Annotated in this window: 20 protein-coding genes and 2 pseudogenes; 13 read left to right on the top strand and 9 right to left on the bottom strand. The window is 68.8% G+C overall.

All coding sequences use genetic code 11. The annotated features are described in order from the left end of the window. Positions 1–102: 102 nt before the first annotated feature. Complete coding sequence (locus JF781_RS25025) at positions 103–1,524, top strand: acyl-CoA carboxylase subunit beta (RefSeq protein WP_225329004.1); 1,422 nt, start codon at positions 103–105, stop codon at positions 1,522–1,524. 62 nt (positions 1,525–1,586) lie between these two features. On the opposite strand, the gene JF781_RS25020 is transcribed toward JF781_RS25025, so the two are convergent. Next, on the bottom strand, positions 1,587–3,149 hold the full coding sequence (locus JF781_RS25020; RefSeq protein ID WP_225329003.1) for an FAD-dependent monooxygenase: 1,563 nt from the start codon (positions 3,147–3,149) through the stop codon (positions 1,587–1,589). A gap of 100 nt (positions 3,150–3,249) precedes the next feature. On the opposite strand from JF781_RS25020, the pseudogene JF781_RS25015 reads away from it, so the two are divergent. Next, positions 3,250–3,387 (top strand): annotated as a pseudogene (locus tag JF781_RS25015) (nucleoside deaminase); the annotation flags it as partial. Between the two features lie 28 nt (positions 3,388–3,415). On the opposite strand, the gene JF781_RS25010 reads toward JF781_RS25015, so the two are convergent. Beyond that, entirely contained in the window at positions 3,416–4,957 is a 1,542-nt protein-coding gene (locus tag JF781_RS25010) for a glycerol-3-phosphate dehydrogenase/oxidase (RefSeq protein ID WP_374109776.1), read from the bottom strand. After that, positions 4,954–5,520, bottom strand: coding sequence for a TetR/AcrR family transcriptional regulator (locus JF781_RS25005; RefSeq protein ID WP_225329002.1), 567 nt, complete (start codon positions 5,518–5,520; stop codon positions 4,954–4,956). The genes JF781_RS25010 and JF781_RS25005 overlap by 4 nt, the downstream gene beginning before the upstream one ends. 47 nt (positions 5,521–5,567) lie before the next feature. Here JF781_RS25005 and JF781_RS25000 point away from each other — a divergent pair, with 47 nt between their 5' ends. Next, positions 5,568–7,148, top strand: a complete 1,581-nt coding sequence (locus JF781_RS25000) for an FAD-binding oxidoreductase (protein WP_338341744.1) — start codon at positions 5,568–5,570, stop codon at positions 7,146–7,148. Beyond that, positions 7,145–8,068 (top strand): diacylglycerol kinase, encoded by a 924-nt coding sequence (locus tag JF781_RS24995; RefSeq protein ID WP_225329000.1) that lies wholly within the window; start codon positions 7,145–7,147, stop codon positions 8,066–8,068. Before JF781_RS25000 ends, JF781_RS24995 begins: the two co-directional genes overlap by 4 nt. 87 nt (positions 8,069–8,155) lie before the next feature. On the opposite strand, the gene JF781_RS24990 is transcribed toward JF781_RS24995, so the two are convergent. From JF781_RS24990 to JF781_RS24980, 3 genes are all read right to left on the bottom strand, one after another. After that, entirely contained in the window at positions 8,156–8,668 is a 513-nt protein-coding gene (locus JF781_RS24990) for a DUF3145 domain-containing protein (RefSeq protein ID WP_038538591.1), read from the bottom strand. Positions 8,669–8,819: 151 nt separating this feature from the next. Then, positions 8,820–9,638 carry a serine hydrolase gene (locus tag JF781_RS24985; RefSeq protein WP_225328999.1) on the bottom strand — a complete coding sequence of 273 codons (819 nt, stop codon included), beginning with the start codon at positions 9,636–9,638 and terminating at the stop codon, positions 8,820–8,822. After that, positions 9,638–10,696, bottom strand: a complete 1,059-nt coding sequence (locus JF781_RS24980; RefSeq protein WP_225328998.1) for a class I SAM-dependent methyltransferase — start codon at positions 10,694–10,696, stop codon at positions 9,638–9,640. The genes JF781_RS24985 and JF781_RS24980 overlap by 1 nt, the downstream gene beginning before the upstream one ends. A 78-nt stretch (positions 10,697–10,774) precedes the next feature. Between JF781_RS24980 and JF781_RS24975 the strand changes: the two genes are divergently transcribed. The 4 genes from JF781_RS24975 (at position 10,775) to JF781_RS24960 (ending at position 14,078) form a co-directional block, all read left to right on the top strand. Next, the gene (locus tag JF781_RS24975; RefSeq protein ID WP_225328997.1) at positions 10,775–11,860 is read left to right on the top strand and encodes an S-(hydroxymethyl)mycothiol dehydrogenase; all 1,086 of its coding nucleotides are present in this window, start codon (positions 10,775–10,777) and stop codon (positions 11,858–11,860) included. After that, positions 11,860–12,495 carry an MBL fold metallo-hydrolase gene (locus JF781_RS24970; protein ID WP_225328996.1) on the top strand — a complete coding sequence of 212 codons (636 nt, stop codon included), beginning with the start codon at positions 11,860–11,862 and terminating at the stop codon, positions 12,493–12,495. Before JF781_RS24975 ends, JF781_RS24970 begins: the two co-directional genes overlap by 1 nt. Positions 12,496–12,540: 45 nt before the next feature. Further along, entirely contained in the window at positions 12,541–13,635 is a 1,095-nt protein-coding gene (locus JF781_RS24965) for a class I SAM-dependent methyltransferase (RefSeq protein ID WP_225328995.1), read from the top strand. A 74-nt stretch (positions 13,636–13,709) separates the two neighbouring features. Then, complete coding sequence (locus tag JF781_RS24960) at positions 13,710–14,078, top strand: hypothetical protein (RefSeq protein ID WP_225328994.1); 369 nt, start codon at positions 13,710–13,712, stop codon at positions 14,076–14,078. A gap of 14 nt (positions 14,079–14,092) precedes the next feature. On the opposite strand, the gene JF781_RS24955 is transcribed toward JF781_RS24960, so the two are convergent. Beyond that, positions 14,093–15,802, bottom strand: a complete 1,710-nt coding sequence (locus tag JF781_RS24955) for an Hsp70 family protein (protein WP_225328993.1) — start codon at positions 15,800–15,802, stop codon at positions 14,093–14,095. 124 nt (positions 15,803–15,926) lie between these two features. Further along, positions 15,927–17,012, bottom strand: coding sequence for a dihydrodipicolinate reductase (locus JF781_RS24950; protein WP_225328992.1), 1,086 nt, complete (start codon positions 17,010–17,012; stop codon positions 15,927–15,929). A 91-nt stretch (positions 17,013–17,103) separates the two neighbouring features. Here JF781_RS24950 and JF781_RS24945 point away from each other — a divergent pair, with 91 nt between their 5' ends. The 4 genes from JF781_RS24945 (at position 17,104) to JF781_RS24930 (ending at position 19,878) form a co-directional block, all read left to right on the top strand. Beyond that, the gene (locus JF781_RS24945; RefSeq protein ID WP_225328991.1) at positions 17,104–17,451 is read left to right on the top strand and encodes an MmpS family transport accessory protein; all 348 of its coding nucleotides are present in this window, start codon (positions 17,104–17,106) and stop codon (positions 17,449–17,451) included. A 35-nt stretch (positions 17,452–17,486) separates the two neighbouring features. Beyond that, the gene (locus JF781_RS24940; RefSeq protein WP_225328990.1) at positions 17,487–18,794 is read left to right on the top strand and encodes a cytochrome P450; all 1,308 of its coding nucleotides are present in this window, start codon (positions 17,487–17,489) and stop codon (positions 18,792–18,794) included. Positions 18,795–18,852: 58 nt separating this feature from the next. Then, positions 18,853–19,395 (top strand): ester cyclase, encoded by a 543-nt coding sequence (locus JF781_RS24935; protein ID WP_225328989.1) that lies wholly within the window; start codon positions 18,853–18,855, stop codon positions 19,393–19,395. Between the two features lie 78 nt (positions 19,396–19,473). Beyond that, complete coding sequence (locus tag JF781_RS24930) at positions 19,474–19,878, top strand: septum formation family protein (protein WP_225329033.1); 405 nt, start codon at positions 19,474–19,476, stop codon at positions 19,876–19,878. Here the strand turns inward: JF781_RS24930 and JF781_RS24925 are convergent. Next, positions 19,875–21,362 (bottom strand): NAD(P)/FAD-dependent oxidoreductase, encoded by a 1,488-nt coding sequence (locus JF781_RS24925; protein WP_225328988.1) that lies wholly within the window; start codon positions 21,360–21,362, stop codon positions 19,875–19,877. The two genes, JF781_RS24930 and JF781_RS24925, sit on opposite strands and share 4 nt — an antisense overlap. Before the next feature lie 459 nt (positions 21,363–21,821). On the opposite strand from JF781_RS24925, the pseudogene JF781_RS24920 reads away from it, so the two are divergent. Next, positions 21,822–22,031 (top strand): annotated as a pseudogene (locus JF781_RS24920) (cutinase family protein); the annotation flags it as partial.

The following is a 22,031-nucleotide window of genomic DNA, read 5'->3' as shown; positions in this document are numbered from 1 at the left end:
CTACGCGATCAACAACTCGTTCGGATTCGGCGGACACAACGTGGCCATCGCCTTCGGGCGGTACTAAATCCCAAGCAACACATCGGAATCAGGAGACCTGCGATGACTATCACGGCCCCCGAGGCGGTTGGCGAGTCGCTCGACCCCCGCGACCCGCTGTTGCGCTTGAGCAATTTCTTCGACGACGACAGCGTCGAACTGCTGCACGAGCGTGACCGCTCCGGCGTGCTTGCCGCCGCCGGGACCGTGAACGGTGTGCGCACCATCGCGTTCTGCACCGACGGCACCGTGATGGGCGGCGCCATGGGCATCGAGGGCTGCACGCACATCGTCAATGCCTACGACACCGCCATCGAGGAGCAGAGCCCGATCGTGGGCATCTGGCACTCCGGCGGGGCCCGGCTGGCCGAGGGTGTGAAGGCCCTCCACGCGGTGGGCCTGGTGTTCGAGGCGATGATCCGGGCGTCCGGCTACGTCCCGCAGATCTCGGTGGTCGTCGGCTTCGCGGCCGGCGGCGCCGCCTACGGGCCGGCGCTGACCGACGTCGTCGTCATGGCGCCGGAAAGTCGGGTGTTCGTCACGGGCCCGGACGTGGTGCGCAGCGTCACCGGCGAGGACGTCGACATGGCGTCGCTCGGTGGTCCCGAGACCCACCACAAGAAGTCCGGGGTGTGCCACATCGTCGCCGACGACGAGCTCGACGCCTACGAGCGCGGCCGCCGGCTGGTCGGATTGTTCTGCCAGCAGGGCCATTTCGACCGTAACAAGGCCGAGGCCGGTGACACCGACATCCACGCGCTGCTGCCCGAGTCGGCGCGGCGGGCCTACGACGTGCGCCCGATCGTGACCGCGATCCTCGACGACGAGACGCCGTTCGACGAGTTCCAGGCCAACTGGGCGCCGTCGATGGTGATCGGGCTGGGCCGGCTGTCGGGCCGCACGGTCGGCGTGCTGGCCAACAACCCGCTGCGCCTCGGCGGCTGCCTGAACTCCGAAAGCGCCGAGAAGGCGGCACGTTTCGTGCGCCTGTGCGACGCGTTCGGCATCCCGCTGGTGGTGGTCGTCGACGTGCCGGGTTATCTGCCCGGTGTCGACCAGGAGTGGGGCGGCGTGGTGCGCCGCGGCGCCAAGCTGCTGCACGCGTTCGGCGAGTGCACGGTTCCCCGGGTCACCCTGGTCACCCGAAAGACCTACGGCGGGGCCTACATTGCGATGAACTCCCGCTCGCTCAACGCGACCAAGGTGTACGCCTGGCCGGACGCGGAGGTCGCGGTGATGGGCGCGAAGGCCGCCGTGGGCATTCTGCACAAGAAGAAGCTGGCCGCCGCTCCCGAACACGAGCGGGAGGCGCTGCACGACGAGCTGGCCGCCGAGCACGAACGGATCGCGGGCGGCGTGGACAGCGCCATCGAGATCGGCGTGGTCGACGAGAAGATCGACCCGTCGCACACCCGCAGCAAGCTCACCGAAGCGCTGGCGCAGGCACCCGCGCGCCGCGGCCGCCACAAGAACATCCCGCTGTAAGTCACCTACTTACCGCGGACGTAACGCCACGGCGAAAAATCGCGACAGAAGTCGCCGCCACGTTACGCCCGCGGCCGACCCAAAATTGTCGAGAGCGCTTGGCGTAGTGCGCTTTCCGGATCGGCTGGCAGCGTCTCCGCGCGCCACGCGACAAATTCGTCCGGGCGCACCAACAGCGCACCCGAAGGCCCGAGTCCGGTTATGGTCGCCCACTCGTCGCTATCGAGGCGATGCGCGGCCACCGACGCCGAAGCGGCGGCGGCACACCATCGCTCGTTGGTGGTCAGCACGGTGAACCCGGGGCCCAGCAGATCGAGCGTCGACACCCCGTCGCGCACCCACACGTGCGGAACCCTTGTGCCCGGTTGCCCCCGCAGCTCCTCCACCAGGGACACGGCGTCCGGGTCCGCAGGCACCGGCGCACCGGAAATGACTGCGGCCGAGCGGTATTGATAGCCCGCCAACAACGCGAATATCGGCGCCTCCTCGTCCGGCGGCAATTGGGGCCGGTCGTCATCCAGCCTGAGCAGCGCCAACGACGGGCCGGTGAGCGACTGGCGCGCGTTGAAGCGTCCGACCGGGTGCCGCTCGGCGTGATAGGTGCTCAGCAAGGCGGGATCGGCCAAGCCGTTCACCACCGCGGCGAGCTTCCAGGCCAAGTTGTCCGCGCTCTGGATGGCGGTGTTGGCGCCCCCGGCCTTGAAAGGTGGCATGGTGTGGGCGGCGTCGCCAACGAAAAATACTCGCCCGCGGGCAAATTGGTCAGCGACTCGCTCGTACGGTTGCCACGGCGCAATCTCGATGACGTCGATGTCGATCGGCTCGCCGACGGCCTTGGTGAGCAGCTCGACGCACCGCTCGGGGGTGAATTGCTCTGCGGTCTCCCCTTCTCTCGGCAGGTAGGTGGTGATGAACATGCCGAGGTCGCCCTCGGCCACCAGAAAGATCCCGTCCACGTCGGGGTTCTTGACCTGCACGCCGTCCCCATCGCCCAGACCCGGAACGAACCGTCTCCAGGACGCCTTGAAGTAGACGAAAAGGACAAAGATCGGTAGCGCGCCGTACCCCGACGTGGTCACACCGAGCGAGTCGCGGATGGGGCTGTGCACGCCGTCGGCGGCGACGAGGTACCCGGCCCGCACCGTCTCGGTATTTCGCGAATCACGCTCCCGCACAAGCACTGTCACACCGGCTTCGTCCTGTTCCAGCGACACCAGCTCCGTTCCGTAGCGGACCTCGCTTCCTCGCCGGCGGGTATCGGCGAGCAGCATCGGCTCCAGCTTGCTCTGCGGGCAATACTGCGCGGGCGGTTCCGGGCTGAGTCCCGCGAAAGGCGCGAAGATGGCGTCGACGTCCATGGCGGGCGCTTGGTCCACACTGTTCAGCGTCGGCTTGACCACCATGGCGGAAACACCGTCGGCAACCGCGTGCGCCTGGTCACTCAACCCCAGTCCGCGCAAGATCTCCAGGCTGCGAAAGCTCAGGTTACGGGCTTTCGGATAGATGAAGACTTCGCGTCGCTTCTCGATCAGCATCGACCGAACCCCGTACTTGGCGAGCAGAGCGGAGGTGGCGAGCCCGGCCGCGCCGGCGCCGACGATGAGCACAGGAACCCGCGACGCCATCTCGGCCCCTTCCGATGCGACGGATCCCATGTATCGAGATCGCCTATCCCTGCGCTGCAGCGTAGTGGAGGATGAACGCGTGAGCCTCTCAGCACCGGCAATGCTGGACGTCGCGTTCGAGGAAGCGCGGCCGCGGCTGGCCGAGGGCGGCATCCCCATCGGCGCCGCCCTGTTCACCGCCGACGGCGGCCTGGTCGGGCGCGGCCGCAATCGCCGTGTGCAACAAGCGGATCCGGCGAGTGGTACGAAGACATGAGAAGGGCGCCCTAGCCGAACCGCGCCAGAAACTCCTCGGCCACCGCGACGGCCCTTTCCCGGTCGCGCGGCACCAGGCCGATCCTCGTCCGCCGGTCGAGGATGTCGCCGACTTCCAGCGCACCCTCGTGGGTGATCGCGTACTCGAATTCCGCACGGCTCACGTCGATGCCGTCGGCGGCCGGCTCGGTGGGCCGCTCACAGGTGGCGGTCGCGACGACCTTGGCCGCCTCGGCGCCGTAGCGCGACACCAGCGACTCGGGCAGCCCAACGTCCGGCGCCGCCGTGATCCCTGGGTTGGCCGGCGCCCCGATCAGCGGCAGGTTGCGGGTCTGGCATTTCGCGGCGCGCAGTCGCCGCACCCGGACGGCGCGATCCAGCACATCCTGTGCCATGTAACGGTATTCGGTCAGCTTGCCGCCGATCACGCTGATCACCCCGGACGCCGATTCGACGACGGCGTGTTCGCGGGAGACGTCGGCGGTGCGCCCCTCGCCGGTGTCGATCAGCGGGCGCAGACCGGCGTAGGCGCCGATCACGTCGGTGGCGGTGAGCCGGGTCCCCAACGCGGTGTTCACGGTGTCGAGCAGGAACGTGATCTCGTCGACCGACGGTTGGGGCACGTCAGGAATCGGTCCGGGCGCCGCCTCGTCGGTCAGGCCCAGGTAGACCCGGCCCAGCTGTTCGGGCATGGCGAACACGAAGCGGTTTAGCTCGCCGGGAATCGGAATCGTCAGCGCCGCAGTCGGATTGCCGAACGCGGCGGCGTCGAACACGAGGTGCGTGCCGCGGCTGGGCCGCAACTTCAGCGACGCGTCGATCCCCCCCGCCCACACCCCGGCCGCGTTGACGACGGCACGAGCCGTGACGTCGAAGGACTCGCCCGTGCGCGCATCGGTCAACCGCACCGAGGTGCCGGTGGCCTGGGAAGCCGAGACGTAGGTGAGAATCCGGGCGCCGTGCTGCGCCGCGGTGCGCGCGACCGCGGTGACCAGTCGGGCGTCGTCGATCAATTGTCCGTCGTAGGCCAGGAATCCGCCGTCGAGGCCGTCGCGTCGCACGGTCGGCGCCATCTCCACGACGCGCCGTGCCGACACCCGCCGCGACCGGGGCAGCGTCGAGGCCGGCGTGCCCGCCAGCGCCCGCAAACAGTCACCGGCCAGGAACCCACCCCGCACCAGCGCCCGCGTGCCCGGGCCCATCGACGGCAGCAGCGGCACCAGCTGCGGCATCGCCCGGACGAGGTGGGGGGCGTTGCGGGTCATCAGGATTCCGCGCTCGATGGCGCTGCGGCGGGCGATGCCGACGTTGCCGGTCGCCAGGTAGCGCAGCCCGCCGTGGACGAGTTTGGAGCTCCAGCGGCTGGTGCCGAACGCCAGATCGTGCTTTTCCACCAGCGCCACCCGCAGCCCGCGCGCCGCGGCGTCCAACGCGATCCCCGCGCCGGTGATACCGCCGCCGATCACCACGACGTCCAACGGCTCGCCCTCGGCGAGCGCGGTCAGGTCGGCGGTGCGCCGCGCGGCGTTCAGGGCGGCCGGGTCGGGGATCACGACAGGTATCCGTTCAGCGAGTGGGCAAGTTCGGCGGTCAGGGCGTCGGCGTCGAGCATCGGTTCGACGATGCGCGCCGACTGGATGGTCGACTGCGCGATCAGCAACACCATGGTGGCCATCTGGACCGGGTCGCCGCCCCGGACGCTGCCGTGGCGCTGCGCGACTCGGAGGCGGGCGGCCAGGGCCTCGATCAACATGCGCTGGCTGGTCCCGAGCCGCTCGGTGATGTAGGTGGTCGCGAGCTCCGAGTGCAGGACCGACGTCACCAGCTGGTCGCGGCGCAGCAGGTCGGCCACCGTAACGATTTGTCGCACAAGCGATTCCCGGTCATCGCCGAGCAGGGGCGCGTCGCTCATCGCGTCGGTGACGTGCCGGGTCAACAGCGCCGCGACCACCGAGTGCGTGTCCGGCCAGCGCCGGTACACCGTCGGCCTGCTGACACCCGCGCGTCGGGCTATCTCGGCGAGGGTCACCCGGTCCACGCCGAAGTCGACCACACAGCTGGCGGCCGCCGCGAGGATCCGCTCACCGACATCCAGCTCGTTACGGATTGACAACATATGTAATACTGTAACGCATGACGCATCCCGAGGGGCTCTTACCGCCCATGAAATGGAACGCGTGGGGAGATCCCGCCGCGGCCAAGCCCCTCTCGGAAGGGATCCGGTCGTTGCTGCAGCAGGCTGTGGGGGTCGAGGGGTCCCCCGCGGCCGAACTGCAGCCCGACCAGGTGGAACTGCGCCCGTCGGCGTTGTCGCCGACGGACCGCGAGGCGCTGGCCGCCATCGTCGGCGCCGACTACTGCCGCACCGCGGACTCCGATCGGCTGCTGCATGCCGGCGGCAAGTCCACCGTCGACCTGCTCAACCGCACTCAACCCGGCCCGCAGGACGCGCCCGATGCCGTGCTACTACCCGCCGACGAGGACGACGTCGCCGCGATCCTGCGGCACTGCAGCGAGCGCCGCATCGCCGTCGTCCCCTTCGGCGGGGGCACCAGCGTGGTCGGCGGCCTGAATCCGCATCGCGGCGAGTTCGGCGCCGTCGTCTCGCTCGACCTGCGTCGTCTCGATCGACTGATCTCGCTCGACGAGGTGTCCGGCCAGGCCGTCTTCGAAGCGGGCATCACCGGGCCCGACGCCGAACGACTCCTTGGCGCGCAAGGGTTTTCGCTCGGCCATTTCCCGCAGAGCTTCGAGTACGCCACCATCGGCGGCTTCGCCGCGACCCGCTCCTCCGGGCAGGACTCGGCGGGCTACGGCCGGTTCAACGACATGGTGCGCGGGCTGCGCGTGATCACCCCGGTGGGCACCCTGGATCTGGGTCGCGCACCGGAATCGGCCGCGGGCCCCGACCTGCGCCAGCTGCTGATCGGCTCGGAAGGAACCCTGGGCGTCATCACCCGGGTGCGGCTGCGGGTCCACCGCGCCCCGGCGGCCGTGCGCTACGAGGCCTGGTCGTTCCCCGACTTCGAGACCGGCGCCGCGGCCCTGCGGGCCATCACCCAGAATGCCACCGGCCCCACCGTCGTTCGCCTGTCCGATGAGGCCGAGACGGGGGTCAACCTGGCCACCACCGAGGCGATCGGCGAGTCCCAGATCACCGGCGGATGCCTGGCCATCACCATGTTCGAGGGCACCGAGGAGCACGTCGAAAGCCGGCACGCCGAAACCGGCGCGCTGCTCGCGGCTCGTGGCGGAACCTCGCTGGGCGAGCGACCCGCGCGGGCGTGGGAGCGCGGCCGGTTCGGCGCTCCCTACCTGCGCGACTCGCTGCTCGCGGCCGGTGCCCTGTGCGAGACGCTGGAGACCGCCACCGACTGGTCGAACGTCACCGCGCTGAAAGCCGCTGTCACCCAGGCACTTACCGACTCGCTCGCCGAGACCGGCACCCCGGCGCTGGTGATGTGCCACATTTCGCACGTCTACGCCACCGGCGCATCGTTGTACTTCACCGTCGTCGCGGGGCAGCGCGGCAATCCGATCGAGCAGTGGAAGACCGCCAAAAAGGCCGCCTCGGATGCGATCATGGCCACCGGCGGGACGATCACCCACCACCATGCGGTCGGCGCCGACCACCGGCCGTGGATGCGCGACGAGATCGGCGAGTTGGGAGTGCAGGTGTTACGCGCGGTCAAGGCGACTTTGGATCCGGCCGGAATCCTCAATCCCGGCAAGCTGATTCCGTGACACCGCTGCGCCGGCGCGAGATCGGCAAGGTGATCGCGCTGACCAACCCGGTCTCGGGGCACGGCGCCGCCGTGCGTGCCGCCCAGCTCGCGATCGCCCGCCTGCACAAGCGGGGCGTGGAGGTCGTCGAAATCGTCGGCGACGACGCCGAAGACGCGCGGCACCTGGTCGCCGCGGCGCTGGAGAAGGGCGCCGACGCGGTCATGGTGACCGGCGGCGACGGCGTGTTCTCCAATGCGCTGCAGGTGTTGGCGGGCACCGACATTCCCGCCGGAATCGTCCCCGCCGGGACCGGTAACGACCATGCCCGCGCATTCGGGATCCCCACCCAGGACGCCGAGGCGGCCGCGGACGTCATCGTCGACGGCTGGTCCGAAACCATTGACCTGGGCCGGATTACGGATAGCGACGGGGTAAGCAAATGGTTCGGCACCGTGGCGGCCACCGGCTTCGATTCGCTGGTCACCGATCGCGCCAACCGGATGCGCTGGCCGCACGGACGGCTGCGCTATTACGCCGCAATGCTCGCCGAGCTATCCCAGTTGCGGCTCTTACCCTTTCGCATGGAGCTCGACGGCACGCGAGAGATCAACGCCGACATCACGCTGGCCGCGTTCGGCAACACCCGCAGCTACGGCGGCGGGATGCGGATCTGTCCGGCCGCCGATTACACCGACGGCCTGCTCGACATCACCATGGTGCACTCGGCATCCCGCACCAAGCTGGTCCGCCTGTTCCCCACCGTGATGAAGGGCACGCACGTCGACCTCGACGAGGTGAGCACCGCGCGGGCCCGATCGATCCACGTCGAGTGCCCCGGCATCAACGTCTACGCCGACGGAGACTTCGCGTGCCCGTTGCCGGCCGAGATCTCGGTGGTACCGGGCGCGCTGCAGATCCTGCGGCCGGCCAAGCGATAGGTCGCGTTCTCCGGGAACCAGAAGCGCTAGCTGTCTGGAGAGTCGCCGAGTGCTTGCAGAGAAGCGCTCAGGCGCGCCGCCAACCGACTAACCGACCCCCCGGCTCAGCCAGCTCACCTCGCCGCCGTCGCCGCCGTCGCGATACGCCTCCAGCGCCTCGTCCCAGGCCGTGCCCAGCACGGAATCCAGTTCGGCGGCCAGGGTGTCGGCGCCCTGGGCCATCATCGCGCGCAGCCGCATCTCCCCGACCATGATGTCGCCGTTGGCGCTCATCGCCCCGCTCCACAGGCCGAGTTGCGGGGTGTGGCTGAACCGATGGCCGTCGACTCCGGGGCTGGGGTCCTCGGTGACCTCGAACCGCAGCACGGACCAGGAACGCAACGCGTTGGCCAACTTCGCGCCGGTGCCGACGGGACCGACCCAGTTGGTGACGGCGCGCAGCTGACCGGGCATCGCAGGCTGGGGCGTCCAGTTCAGGTTCGCCTTGGCCCCCAGGGTCGACGACAACGCCCACTCGACATGCGGGCACACCGCCGCGGGCGAAGCGTGCACGTACACCACGCCGGTCGTCACGTCGGCGAATTGATTCGACGCTCGCATTTCCTGCTCCTTCGGTTCCACGAGGGACGTCTTCCCCAACGGCCTGTGGACCCGACAAGCAGGGCAGCTTGCTGAAATCTTCGATTTTTTCTGTGTCGTGCGTGTCTATTGTGCCTCGTGATACCCGTGTTGCGCTAGTGTGCAGTCCGAATTAGCTGTACTCGGCTATCACGGCATCGGAAATCTCCGGCCACGGCCGCAGCGCCCACTCCCCGAATTCCCGGTCGGTAAGCACCACCAGCGCGAGGTCGATCTCCGGATCTGCCCAGATAAACCCACCTGCCTGGCCGAAATGGCCGTATGTTCGCGCCGAGTTCCGCGCGCCGGTCCAGTGCGGCGATTTCGCGTCGCGCAGCTCAAAACCGAGCCCCCAGTCGTTGGGCCGCTGCACCCCGTATCCGGGCAGAACGCCGTCCAGACCGGGAAACTGCACGGTCGTGGCCTCGGCGTGCAGGCCTGCCGAGACCGTCACCGGGCGCAGCAAGTCCGCGGCGAACGCCGCCAGGTCCGCCACGGTCGAGGTCGCGCCGAACCCGGCGGCCACCGCGCCCCCGTCGAGCCGGGTCGCCGCCATGCCCAGCGGCTCGCAGACCGCCTCGGCCAGGTAGCGGGCGAAGTCGATGCCGGTCTCGCGTTCCACGGTCTGGCCCAGCACGGTGAAGCCCTCGTTGGAGTAGATGCGGCGGGCGCCGGGCGCGGCCAGCACCGTCTCGGAGTGCATCGACAAGCCCGAGGTGTGCGCCAGCAGGTGGCGGATGGTGGAACCGGGCGGGCCGGCGGCCATGTCCAGGTCGACGGCGCCCTCCTCGATGGCGACGTGCACGGCCCGGGCCGCCAGCGGCTTGGTCACCGAGGCCAGCTCGAACACCCGCTCGGCATCGCCGTGGCCGGCCAGCACGCCGCTCGGTCCGACGACGGCGGCGGCCGCGGCCCCGACCGGCCAGTCGGCCAGAGCGTCGAGGGCCGCCATCACTTCCGTGCGATGTAGTAGTTGTTGATCGGGTCCGCTTCGATCTCGGCGACCCGCACGTCGTCGAATCCGGCATCGCCGAGCATCGCGACAGCCAGCTGCGTTCCCCAGGCGGTGCCCAGCCCGGCGCCGTCCAATGCCAGCGACACCGTCATGCAGTGCATCAGCGACGTCGTGTACAGGTAGGTGCTCATCGGCACGCCGACGTTTTCCTCCAGCCGGCTCGACGCCTTGATGTCGGCCATCAGCAGGACGCCACCGGGCCGCAGCGCCCGGTAGATGTTCTCCAACACCCGCGCCGGTCGAGCCTGATCGTGGATGGCGTCGAACACGGTGATGACGTCGTAGGCCTCGACCTTGTCCAACTCGGGCAGATCGTGGCTTTCGAACGTGGCGTTCGTCAGGCCGCGGTCGGCGGCCTCGCGGATTCCGGTGGCGATGGCCTGCTCGGAGAAGTCGATGCCGGTGAAGCGGCTGGCCGGAAACGCCTGCGCCACCACGTTGATGGCGTGGCCGCTGCCGCAGCCGAAGTCCGCCACGTCGGCGCCGGCGCGCAGCCGCTCGACGAGGCCGTCCACCAACGGCAGCACGACGTCGACGAGCGAGGCGTCGTACATCGCGCCGCTCTCCTCGGCCATCAGCTGATGGAAGCGCGGGAACTCGCTGTAGGGCAGGCCGCCGCCGGCCCGGAAGCAGCCGATGATTTTCTGCTCGACCTCGCCGAGCAGCGGCAGGAATTGGGCCACCACGGCGAGGTTTTGGGGCCCGGCGGCGCGGGTCAGCACGCCGGCGCGGTGGGCGGGCAGCGAGTAGGTGGCGGTGTCGGGGTCGTACTCGACGACGTGGCCGGTGGTCATGCCGCCCAGCCACTCGCGCACGTAGCGCTCGTTGAGCCCGGCCGCCTCGGCGATCTGCGCGCTGGTCGACGGCGCGAGTCCGGCCATGGTGTCCAGCAGGCCGGTCTGGTGCCCGATGCTCAGCAAGATCGTGAGGCTGGCGCCGTCGAGGGTCGCGGCGATTCGTTCGGTGAATTCTTCGGTGGTCTCCCAAGCCGTCACGCCCTGCGACGCTACACCGGCCCGATGGGCGGACAGCCCGCCGCGAGATGTATGGCGGCAAACAGTAGGTTGGGGGCCATGAGTCAGACAGTGCGCGGCGTGATTTCACGCAAGAAGGGCGAACCCGTCGAACTGGTGGACATCGTCGTCCCGGACCCCGGCCCGGGCGAGGCTCTGGTCGACGTCATCGCGTGCGGGGTGTGCCACACCGATCTGACCTACCGCGAGGGCGGCATCAACGACGAGTACCCGTTCCTGCTCGGCCACGAGGCCGCCGGCACGGTCGAGGCCGTCGGCCCGGGGGTGACCGATGTGGCGCCGGGCGACTTCGTGATCCTGAACTGGCGCGCGGTGTGCGGCCAGTGCCGGGCCTGCAAGCGCGGCAGGCCGCACCTGTGCTTCGACACCTTCAACGCCACCCAGAAAATGACGCTGACCGACGGCACCGAGCTCACACCCGCCCTGGGCATCGGGGCGTTCGCCGATAAGACGCTGGTGGCGGCCGGCCAGTGCACCAAGGTCAATCCGGAGGCCGACCCCGCGGTCGCCGGGCTGCTGGGTTGCGGCGTGATGGCCGGGCTGGGCGCGGCGATCAACACCGGCGCGGTCAACCGCGACGACACCGTCGCGGTGATCGGCTGCGGCGGCGTCGGCGATGCCGCGATCGCCGGCGCGGCGCTGGTGGGCGCGCGGCGCATCATCGCCGTCGACACCGACAACACCAAGCTGGACTGGGCCCGCAAGTTCGGCGCCACGCACACGGTCAACGCCCGCGAACTCGATGTGGTCAAGACCATCCAGGACCTCACCGACGGGTTCGGCGCCAACGTGGTGATCGACGCGGTGGGCCGGCCCGAAACGTACAAGCAGGCCTTCTACGCCCGCGACCTCGCCGGAACCGTTGTGCTGGTTGGTGTTCCGACTCCCGACATGACGCTGGAGATGCCGCTGGTGGACTTCTTCAGCCACGGCGGCTCGCTGAAGTCGTCGTGGTACGGCGACTGCCTTCCCGAACGCGACTTCCCCACGCTGATCGATTTGTACCTGCAGGGCCGGCTGCCGCTCGAGCAGTTCGTCTCCGAACGCATCGGGCTCGGCGACATCGAGGAGGCGTTCCACCGGATGCACGGCGGCGAGGTGCTGCGCTCGGTGGTGGTGCTCTGATGGCGGCCGCGGACAACGCCGTCGAGCGCCTGGTCACCCACGGAACGTTCGAACTCGACGGCGGCAGTTGGGAAGTCGACAACAACATCTGGATCGTCGGCGACGATTCCGACGTCGTGGTGTTCGACGCCGCGCACGCCGCCGAGCCCATCCTGGCCGCCGTCGGCAAACGCAACGTGGTCGCGGTCGTGTGCACCCACGGTCACAACGACCACGTCACGGTGGCGCCCGAACTCGGCGCGGCCCTGGACGCGCCGGTGCTGCTGCACCCCGGCGACGACGTGTTGTGGCGAATGACCCACCCGGACAAGGACTTCCGCACGATCGCCGACGGCGACACGATCGATGTCGCCGGCACCGAGCTGCTGGCGCTGCACACGCCCGGGCACTCCCCCGGCTCGGTGTGCTGGTACGCGCCGGAGCTCGGTGTGGTGTTCAGCGGGGACACCCTGTTCTCCGGCGGGCCGGGCGCGACCGGCCGCTCCTTTTCGGATTTCCCGACGATTCTGCAGTCGATCTCCGGGCGGCTCGGTACCCTGTCCGGCGACACCGTGGTGCACACCGGCCACGGCGACAGCACCACCATCGGCGACGAGATCGTGCACTACGAGGAGTGGGTGGCGCGCGGCCACTGATCTCCACGCCGAACTGACCACCGGCCCAACCATTATCGTTGCCCTATGCAGCCCGAACCGCCGATGCCCGAATCGAGCATTGTGGTCCGCCCCGAGCCGACCTTCACCGAGGCGTCGCGGCTGCGGGCGGCCGGCCTGGCGAAGGCAATCGCGGTGTTCGAGCGGGCCGCGGAACACGTTGCGCTGCCCCGCTCGCCGCAGCCCATCGTCCTCGCCGACTATGGCGCCGCCAACGGCCACAATTCGCTGCGACCGCTGTCGTCGGCCATCGCGGTGCTGCGCCGACGCACCAGTCACGACCACGCAATCCTGGTGGCGCACACCGACGCACCGCACAACGACTTCACCGCGTTGTTCGGCACGGTGGCCGACGACCCGGAAAGCTACCTGCACCTCGACGGGGCCACGTTCACCTCGGCGATCGGCCGGTCCTTCTACAACCAGATCGTGCCGTCCAAGACCGTCAACCTGGGCTGGACGTCCTGGGCGACGCAGTGGCTGAGCCGAACACCCTGCGAGGTGCCCGATCACGTGCACGTCTCGCGCAGCACCGACGACGCGGCGCGGTCCGCCTATTCCGACCAGGCCGCGCTGGACTGGCATAACTTCGTGGCGTTTCGCGGACGGGAACTGGCGCCGGCGGGCCGGGTGGTCGCGCTGACGCTGGCCGCCGACGAGGACGAGACGGCGGGCTTCGCGCCGCTGCTCGACGCGATCGTCGGGGCGCTGGACGAACAGGCACGCGACGGCCTGCTGAACCCAGATGAGCTGCGGCACATGATCATTCCCACCTTCGCCCGCAACGAGAAGGACTTTCGCGCCCCGTTCGCCCCCAAGGGGCGGTTCGAAGGCCTGATGATCGAGCACCTCGAGATCTTCAACGCCGAGGATCGGTTCTGGGCCCGCTTCCAGACCGACCACGACGCGCACGCCTTCGGTGCCCAGTGGGCGGCGTTCGCGCGGTCCGCGCTGTTCCCCGCCCTGGTTCGCGCGCTCGACGGCGGCATCCACGACCCGCGGGCCGGGCAATTCGTCGAGCAGCTGCAGGACGCGGTCGCCGAGCGCCTGTCAAGCGCACCCGAGCCAATGCGGATCCCGCAGGCCCTGGTTGTGCTGGTCAAGGGCGACGGGTCGCGCTGAGGAGAGTTTCGGCACGGCCGCGCAACGGGTAATCCCCAGCAATCGTCGAATCTGCGATGCAAGGGGGTAGCTGCATGAGCGTGCAGGACGATAAATCGTCCGGTCAGGACGACGAGCAACGACTGACCGAAAAGCCGGAGCCGGACGAGGACGACAAAAAAGAGGCCGCCAAAATGATGGAGGCCTACGAGGACAAGCCCACCATCGTGCTGCCCGGCACCGGGGGAAGCGTGTCCGGCACCGCGGTCAACGAGTGGCTGGACGAGGACGGCAATCCCAAGCACGAAGTCGCCGAGGGCACGGACGCCCAGGCGAATGCCGACGAGGGTCGCGAGGAAAAGGACCTGCAGGAACAGATCGACAAGGACAAGGCCCTTAACGAGAAGCTGAGGGAAGCCGCGACCGCGGAGAACAAGGGCGAAAAAGGTATCACCGAAAGGTAATTCCCGAACGCGGGTCAGTGGGCAGGCAGCGCGTTGATGCCCAGGCCGCCCTGGATCTCCTGAATGATCTGGTTGACCCGGTCGAGCCCGGGGATGGGCTCGTTGAGCCCGGGGATCGGTGGAATCGGCGGGAGCGCCGCGCGGCGCGGCGCCATCGGAGGTGCGGGCGGGGCCGCCTGAGGAGTTGCCCGCGGCGTCGTGGTCATCGGCGTCTCGGTCTCGGCCGGCGGGTTGGTATCGGATGTCGACGGCACCGGAACGTCCACGGGCCCGGGTTCGGCGGTCGCGCTTTGCGGCGCCGGCGCGGCCGGCGTCGTGGTCAGCGCGGGCGCGGGCGTCGTCGCCGATTTGTCCTGCGAGTTCAGCCCGACGGCCAGCGCGGTGCCCACCAGCAGCACCGCCGCGGCGGTGATCAGGAGCGCGGCCGCCGGCAGCAGGCGCCACCGCGCGAACAGCCCCTTGCGCCGCGCGGCCGGGGCGGCGATGCGAATGGTCGCCGCGTCCGCGTCGGGCGCGACGCCGTCCGGTATGACGCGCGACTGGTGAGCCGTGGCCGACCAGGCCCGGATCGGCATCGGCGCGGGATTCGCGGGCGGCACCTGGGCGGTCGCGGTGCGATCCGGTCTTGCCGCCCGGGCCGTCGCGGTGGCGGGGGCGGCGGGTGCCGCAGACGTCGCGTCATCGGCGCCGCGCGCCACCCGTAAGGCGGCGCCGACCGCCGCGGCGAGTTGGGGCCGCGGCGTGGTGGCGACCGGGACGCGAAAATGCTGCGCCAGCGTGGTGGTGACGGCCGGCAGGTTCGCCCCGCCGCCCGTCGCAACCACCGCGACGAGGTGGCGGATTCCGTTGCGCGCCAACGTTTCATCCAACCGCGCGAGGAAGCCGGTGAGCGCCGGGCGGATCGCGTCGTCGAGTTCGTGTCGGGCGAGCCGGATTTCGCCGCGCGCCCCGGTCAGCCCGTTGGTCAGCGTCGTCGCGGTGCTCGAGGACAGCTGTTCCTTGGCGACCCGACAGCCGCTCCTCAGCCGGCTCAGCGAGCCGATCGCCGCAGTGCCCGTGGGGAATGCGCCGGTGGTCGGCATGTTGGCCACGACGACGCCCAGCAGCGCCTGGTCGATCAGGTCGCCGGAGAAATCGTGGTGCCGCACGGTCGGCGCCAGCGCCCGGTAGTCGCCGTCGGCGTCCATCAACGTGATGTTGGTGCCGCTGCCGCCGAAATCGCACACCGCCACGGTCCCGCGCGCGGGAATGCCCGGGTGGGCCCGCACCGCGAGCAGCGTCGCGGCGGCGTCGGGAATCAACAGGATCGGGCGCGCGCGGCCCGACCATTCGGGGATCTCGCTCAGCGCGGCGCCCAGGGCCTCCACCGCGGGCGACCCCCAGTGGGCCGGGTAGGTGACCGCGACGTCGTCGGGCAGCGGGCGTCCGCCCGTCGCGGCGTAGGCCAGCGCCCGTAGCCCGTCGGCGAGTAACACCTCGCTGCGGTGCACCGAGCCGTCGGGGGCCACGATGCCGCGCGGGTCGCCGATGCGGTTCACGAAGCCGGTGACCACCACGCCCGGCCCTTGCAGTCCGGGGTTTTCGGCGGGGATGCCGATCTCGGCGGGGCGGTCCGGATACAGCGTCAGGACGGGTTTGCGCGTGATGGCGTTGTCGGCGGTGGCGGCCGCCAGGTTGGTGGCTCCGATCGATAGGCCCAGTGCGGTCCCGGCTCCATTGGCCATAGTTCGATCCCCGTTGTTCGCAGCACCAATTCGCGCCCGGCCAGCGCCCATTGCCTAAACGCTCATTGTGCCGCCAAAACCTGTATCCGGTGTCGGCGGCAGCTATGTGGCCGCTGTGCGCCGGTCAGCGAATGTTGCCGGCGCCGGCGATGAGCGGCAGGTCGAGCGGGGTGACCCAGCCGGGCCGCAGGTCGTTGACCGCCGGCACCGCGTTGAGGGCCCGCAGCCCAGTCGCCAGGCAGCCGGCCGCGGCCGCGTCCCGCCCGGAGCCGTCGGTGAACCGGAACGCGGTCTCCTGGAAGATGCTCGGGGTCCCCTCGATGTCCACGCGGTAGACGTCGTTGTCGTGGCCCGTCGGCCAGTCCGGGGCGGCGTCGAGGCCGATGCGGTTGACGTGTTCGAGCTGGATGCGGGTCTCGCCCTGATACACGCCGTTGATGGTGAACCGGACGGCGGCGACGTGGCCGGGTTTGATGACGCCCCGGGCGGAGTTGCGCTCCGTCGGTGTCACCCACTTGTCCCAGGTGGTGGTGATCTCGTCGAGCATGATGCCGGCGGCGTGGGCGATCATCGGGACGGTGGCGCCCCACGCGAAGATCAGCATGTCGCGGTCCTGCAGCATGGGTTTGAATTCGGGCTCGCGACCGATGCCCATCTCGAATTCGTAGTCGCCCTCGTAGTTGGTGTAGTCGAGCAGTTCCGACGCGCGCACGCGCCGGATGTCGGAGCACAGGCCCATCAGCGTCATCGGGAAGAGGTCGTTGGCGAATCCGGGGTCGATGCCGGTGGTGAAGCAGGACGACTCGCCCAGTTCGCAGGCCTCGGTGATCGGCTCGATCCAGTTCGGCGGGTTCAGGTGCATCGTCGGCCACACCCACGGGGTCATCGCAGTCGAGCACACGTCGATGCCGGCGCGCAGGAACCGGGTGATCAGCAGGATGTTCTCTTTGGCGTGCATGGCCGTCGGGCCGTAATGCACCAGCGCGTCGGGCTTCAGCGCGATCAGCGCGTCGATGTCGTCGGTCGCGAGAATGCCCACCTTCTCGCCCATTCCGCAGATCTCGCCGACGTCGCGGCCGACCTTGTTCGGGTTGCTGACGCCGACGCCCACCAATTCGAACAGCGGATGTTTGACGATCTCGGGGATCACCATCTTGCCGACGAAACCAGTGCCGAACACCACCACACGCTTTGCGCCGTGTCCCGCCATGCCTTACCGCCACCTTTCCAGCTCACCAGCCCCCGCTTGGAACTTCACATTAAGCTTCCCTACCGTCGCCCGTGGTGACACGATGCAATTCATGACGAAGCACCTGACCGGACCTGCGATCGTGTTGGCCGTCGGTTTCGGGTTCGCGAATGCCGGCGGCGTGGCCCACGCCCTGCCCCAGATGCCGCAGATCCGCTACGAGGTCAACGGGCCCGCGGTCGCCGAATTCATCTACTACCAAACCGACACCGGGCAGCTGCATCAGGTGAATGCGCCGCTGCCCTGGTCGACGGAGTTCACCGGGTTCGGCGGGGAGGTGTTCACCATCAGCGCGCAGGGGCCGGGCCCCATCTCCTGCAAGATCTTGGTCGACGGCAACGTGGTCAGCGCGGCGACGGCGACCGTCGGCGCGCCCGCCAGAACGGTGTGCACCCACTGACCGGGCAGTCCCCCGCACGACACGAGGAGGTCTAGGTGAGCCTCAAGACGGGCCCCAGGAAAGGCCTGGCGGCGCGGGCGAACGGGGCGCCACCGCCCGACATTCCGCTGGCCGACATCCACCTCGAGTCGCTGGACTTTTGGGCGCTGGACGACGACTACCGCGACGGCACCTTCGCCACGCTGCGCCGCGAGGCGCCGATCTCATTCTGGTCGGCGGTCGAGTACGAGGGGTTCGAACCGGGCGACGGGCATTGGGCGCTGACCAAGCACGACGACGTGTACTTCGCGAGCCGTCATCCGGACATCTTCAGCTCCAGCCCTAACATCACGATCAACGACAACACCCCGGAGATCAGCGAGTACTTCGGCTCGATGATCGTGCTCGACGATCCGCGGCATCAGCGGCTGCGCTCGATCGTCAGTCGCGCGTTCACCCCGAAAGTGGTGGCGCGCATCGAGGCGTCGGTCCGCGAGCGGGCCCGCCGGTTGGTCGCCTCGCTGATCGCCAACCATCCCGACGGGGAGGCCGAGTTGGTCAGCGAGCTCGCGGGTCCGCTGCCGCTGCAGGTGATCTGCGACATGATGGGCATCCCGGAGGAGGACCATCAGCGAATCTTCCACTGGACCAACGTGATTCTCGGGTTCGGCGACCCGGACCTGGCCACGGATTTCGGGGAGTTCCTTCAGGTGTCGATGGACATCGGCGCCTACGCCAGCGCGCTGGCCGAGGACCGGCGCTCCAATCACCACGACGACCTGACCACCAGCCTGGTGGAGGCCGAGGTCGACGGGGAACGGCTCACGTCGGCGGAGATCGCGTCGTTCTTCATCCTGCTGGTGGTGGCCGGCAACGAGACGACGCGCAATGCGATCAGCCACGGCGTGCTGGCGCTGTCGCGCTATCCCGCCGAGCGGGACAAGTGGTGGTCCAACTTCGACCGCCTGGCGCCCACCGCCGTCGAGGAGATCGTGCGCTGGGCGTCGCCGGTGATCTACATGCGCCGCACGCTGACCCGGGACTTCAAGCTGTCCGGCACCAAGATGAAGGCCGGCGACAAGGCCACGCTGTGGTACAACTCGGCCAATCGCGACGAGTCGACGTTCGGCAATCCCTGGGTGTTCGACGTCGCGCGCACCCCCAATCCCCATTTCGGCTTCGGCGGCGGGGGCGCGCATTTCTGCCTGGGCGCCAACCTGGCTCGTCGCGAAATCCGGGTGGTCTTCGACGAGCTGCGCCGCGAGATCCCCGACATCGTCGCGACGGACGAGCCCGCGCGGCTGCTGTCGCAGTTCATCCACGGCATCAAGACCCTGCCGGTCGCCTGGACTCCCCCGCGCTAGGCCACTAGGGTCACCTCTTCTCGCGAGCAGACGCAGAGCGCGGGCTTACGCTGACCACGTGACCATCCCCGCGTTTCCGCCGTCCGAGGTGCTGGCCGCCCGCCAGAAACTCGTGCTCGACCATTTTCACGACGAGGTCCGCCAAGACTGGGACGACGTCTTGTCGACGTTCCCGCATCCCCGCTACGAGTTGATCCCCCAGATGCTCGTGCACGACGGCGACGCGGCGGTGCGCCGCTACTACGCCGACACCCGGACGGCGTTTCCCGATCAAGACCACGAAATCATCGCCCTGCGGCACAGCGCCGACGCGGTGATCGTCGAATTCTGGCTGATGGGCACGCACCGCGGCTACCTGGGCAAGGTCCCGCCGACGGGCAGCCGCTTCCGCGTCCGCATGACCGCCTACTTCGTCTTCGACGACACGGAAACGCTTGTCTGCGAACGCATTTACTTCGACAGCTTGACCATGGTCAAACAGCTCCTGGGCGGGCTGGACATGAAGAAGCCGGCGAACTGGTGGCTGGCCGCGCGCTGCGTGCGCGGCTTCCTGTCGATGTCTTCGGCAAAACCGGACCCGGCGCTGACCGACACCTCCTAAACTGCACCGCTAAGAGCAAGGGAGGCTGCGATGCGGGCTTCACGCCTTCACCCGGTGGGCGCCCTCGCCGTCGCGGCCATGTTGGGTTCCGCCGCCGCTGCCACCGCCGCGCCGTCGCCGCCGGGTTCGCACACCGAGAAGTGGATCGACCTGCGGGCCGGCGAGTGTGTGGCCGACCTGCCGCCGGCCGACGGGAGCCGCGTCGACGTCACCGTGGTCGATTGTGCGACAGCGCATTTGGCCGAGGTGTATCTGCGCGCCCCGATGGCCGTCGACGCCGCCATCGCCACCGTCGCCAACAAGGACTGCAACGCCGGCCTCGCCCCCTACACCGGCCAATCCGTTGACAGCGGCCGCTTTTCGATCACGTATCTCATCGACTCGAATCAGGACCGCACCGGCGCCAACCCCACCCCGAGCACCGTCATCTGCTTGCTGCAGTCCGCCAACGGGCAACCGTTGACCGGATCCGCGCGCCGCTAGGCGATCACGTAGTCGCTGAGCGGGAAGGTCTGCGCTTCGCGCACCGAATTGAGGGTCGACGTGGGCCGCAGCAGCGACGCCTCACCGCTGGGGCTGAAATAGTACGACCGCGACGTGGCGCAGTCGCCGCTGTAGAACACCGAACTGTCCAGCAGTTTGGTCATCCGCTCCATGAACCGGTCGTTGGCTTCCTCGGTCACCTCGAACGTCGTCGCCCCCCGGCGCTTGACCTCGCCGAGCAGCCGGTCCATGTGCCGCATCTGGTATTCGATGGTGTGGAAGAAGGACAGTCCGGAGAAGGCGAACGGGCTCGCCAGGCCCAAATAGTTCGGAAAGTACGGCACGGAGACGCCCTGGTAGGCCTGGAACCTGGTCTCGCGCCACCACTTACCGAGATTGCGTCCCTTGCGGCCGATCACCTCGATGGCCGGGAAGTTGGCCTCCCACAGGTCGAAACCGGTCGCCAGGACCAGGGTGTCGATGACGGTCTTGCGCCCATCGGTGGTGACGATGCCGTCCGGCTCGATCCGCTCGATCGAGTTGGTCTCCAGGTGCACGTGCGGCTTGGCGAACGCGGGATAAAAGCTGTTGGACAGCGTGGGCCGCTTGCAGCCGCAGTCGTAGTCCGGGGTGAACTTGGCCCGCAGTTCCTTGTCCCGGATCCACCGGAATCGGTTGATCTTGGCCAGGTCGGCGGCCGAAATGTTGCCGCGCCCCCGCGACTCCCGATAGTGGAGCGCCCCGACGACCATGATGATTTCCAAGATGATGTCGGTTACCCAGCGCAGCGCGCGCTGCGCCGCCGGCAGCCGGGCGAACAGGCGTCGCACCGCCGGCGGGAACTCGAAGTCGGGCTTGGGGATGATGTGGGTCGCGGTGCGCTGGTAGACGGTCAGGTCGCCGGCCTGCTTGGCCAGCTCGGGAATGAGCTGAACCGCCGAGGCGCCGGTCCCGATGACCGCGATGCGCCGGCCCGTGTAGTCGTAGTCGTGGTCCCACGCGGTGGTGTGGACGATCTTGCCCTCGAAGCTGGTGATGCCGGGGATGTCCGGCAGCCGCGGCTGGGACAGGAAGCCGGTCGCGGTGATCAGGAAACGGGTGGTCAGCCTTTCGCCGCCGGCCAGCGCCACCCGCCAGACCTCGGCGTCTTCGTCCCACTCGGCACCTTCGACGGTGCTGTTGAACCGCATGTGGCGGCGCACGTCGTACTTGTCGGCGACGTCCACCGCGTACTGCTTGACCTCGGCGCCGGGCGCAAACAGCCGTGACCAGTCCGGCTTGGGCTCGAACCAGTACGAGTACGTGGTGGAGGGGATGTCGACGGCGATGCCCGGGTAGTGATTGACATGCCAGGTCCCGCCCAGGTCGTCCTCGCGGTCGAGGATGACGAAGTCGTCGAAGCCAAGGCGTTTGAGCTGAATTGCGGCGCCGATGCCGCCAAAACCTGCACCTACGATGATTGCGTCGAAACGGTCTGTGTCCACAGCCTTGCTCCGTGCTACCTGTTTCCGTACTTAACGAATCATAAGCTTTCCCTAAGATACGTCACTCTAATAGGGCGCCACGCCGAGCGCACCTGAGCGTTGCCGGTATGTGACCATGCCGACACCTGTGCGCCCGCTCAGCAAGGTCGGAGTCGCCGCCGCCCGCCGTCGCCGAGTGGTGTTGAACGGAAAGGGGATCGAAGGCGACCTCGCCGAAACCCGTTTCGCCCGTTGCCATGTCGCCGGCCCCTCGATTGGCCGTGTCTCGCGATGTGCGGCTACCCTCGATAAACGACATCACACGACGGCCTAAAGTGTTTTTTGGTAACCCGAGCGCGCAATGGCTACGTCGGTCCGATGGAGGCGACGAAGCCGCCATCCACCGCCCGCCGCTGCGCCCCGGTATACAGGAAAACGTCACGAAATCGTCGGCAAGTTGACAGTTTGGGAGGGGCTCGCATGGGCACGTTGGACGGCATGATCCCGCGTCGCATTGTTCGTTCTCTTGGTCCAGCAGTAGTCATCGCAGCATCGGGGATCGCCGCCTCGGCCGTCTCCGGTTCCCTCATCCCCACCGCGGCGGCCCAATGTCCCGACGTGCAAGTGGTCTTCGCCCGCGGCACCGGCGAAGAACCCGGCGTCGGCCCCACCGGGCAAGCCTTCGTCGAT

The organism is Mycobacterium sp. WUMAC-067 (genome assembly GCF_020217485.1).
In the GTDB taxonomy this organism is placed as follows: Bacteria; Actinomycetota; Actinomycetes; order Mycobacteriales; family Mycobacteriaceae; genus Mycobacterium.
The sequence above is the reverse complement of the archived record's forward strand: the minus strand, read 5'-3'. Positions and strand labels throughout refer to the sequence as shown.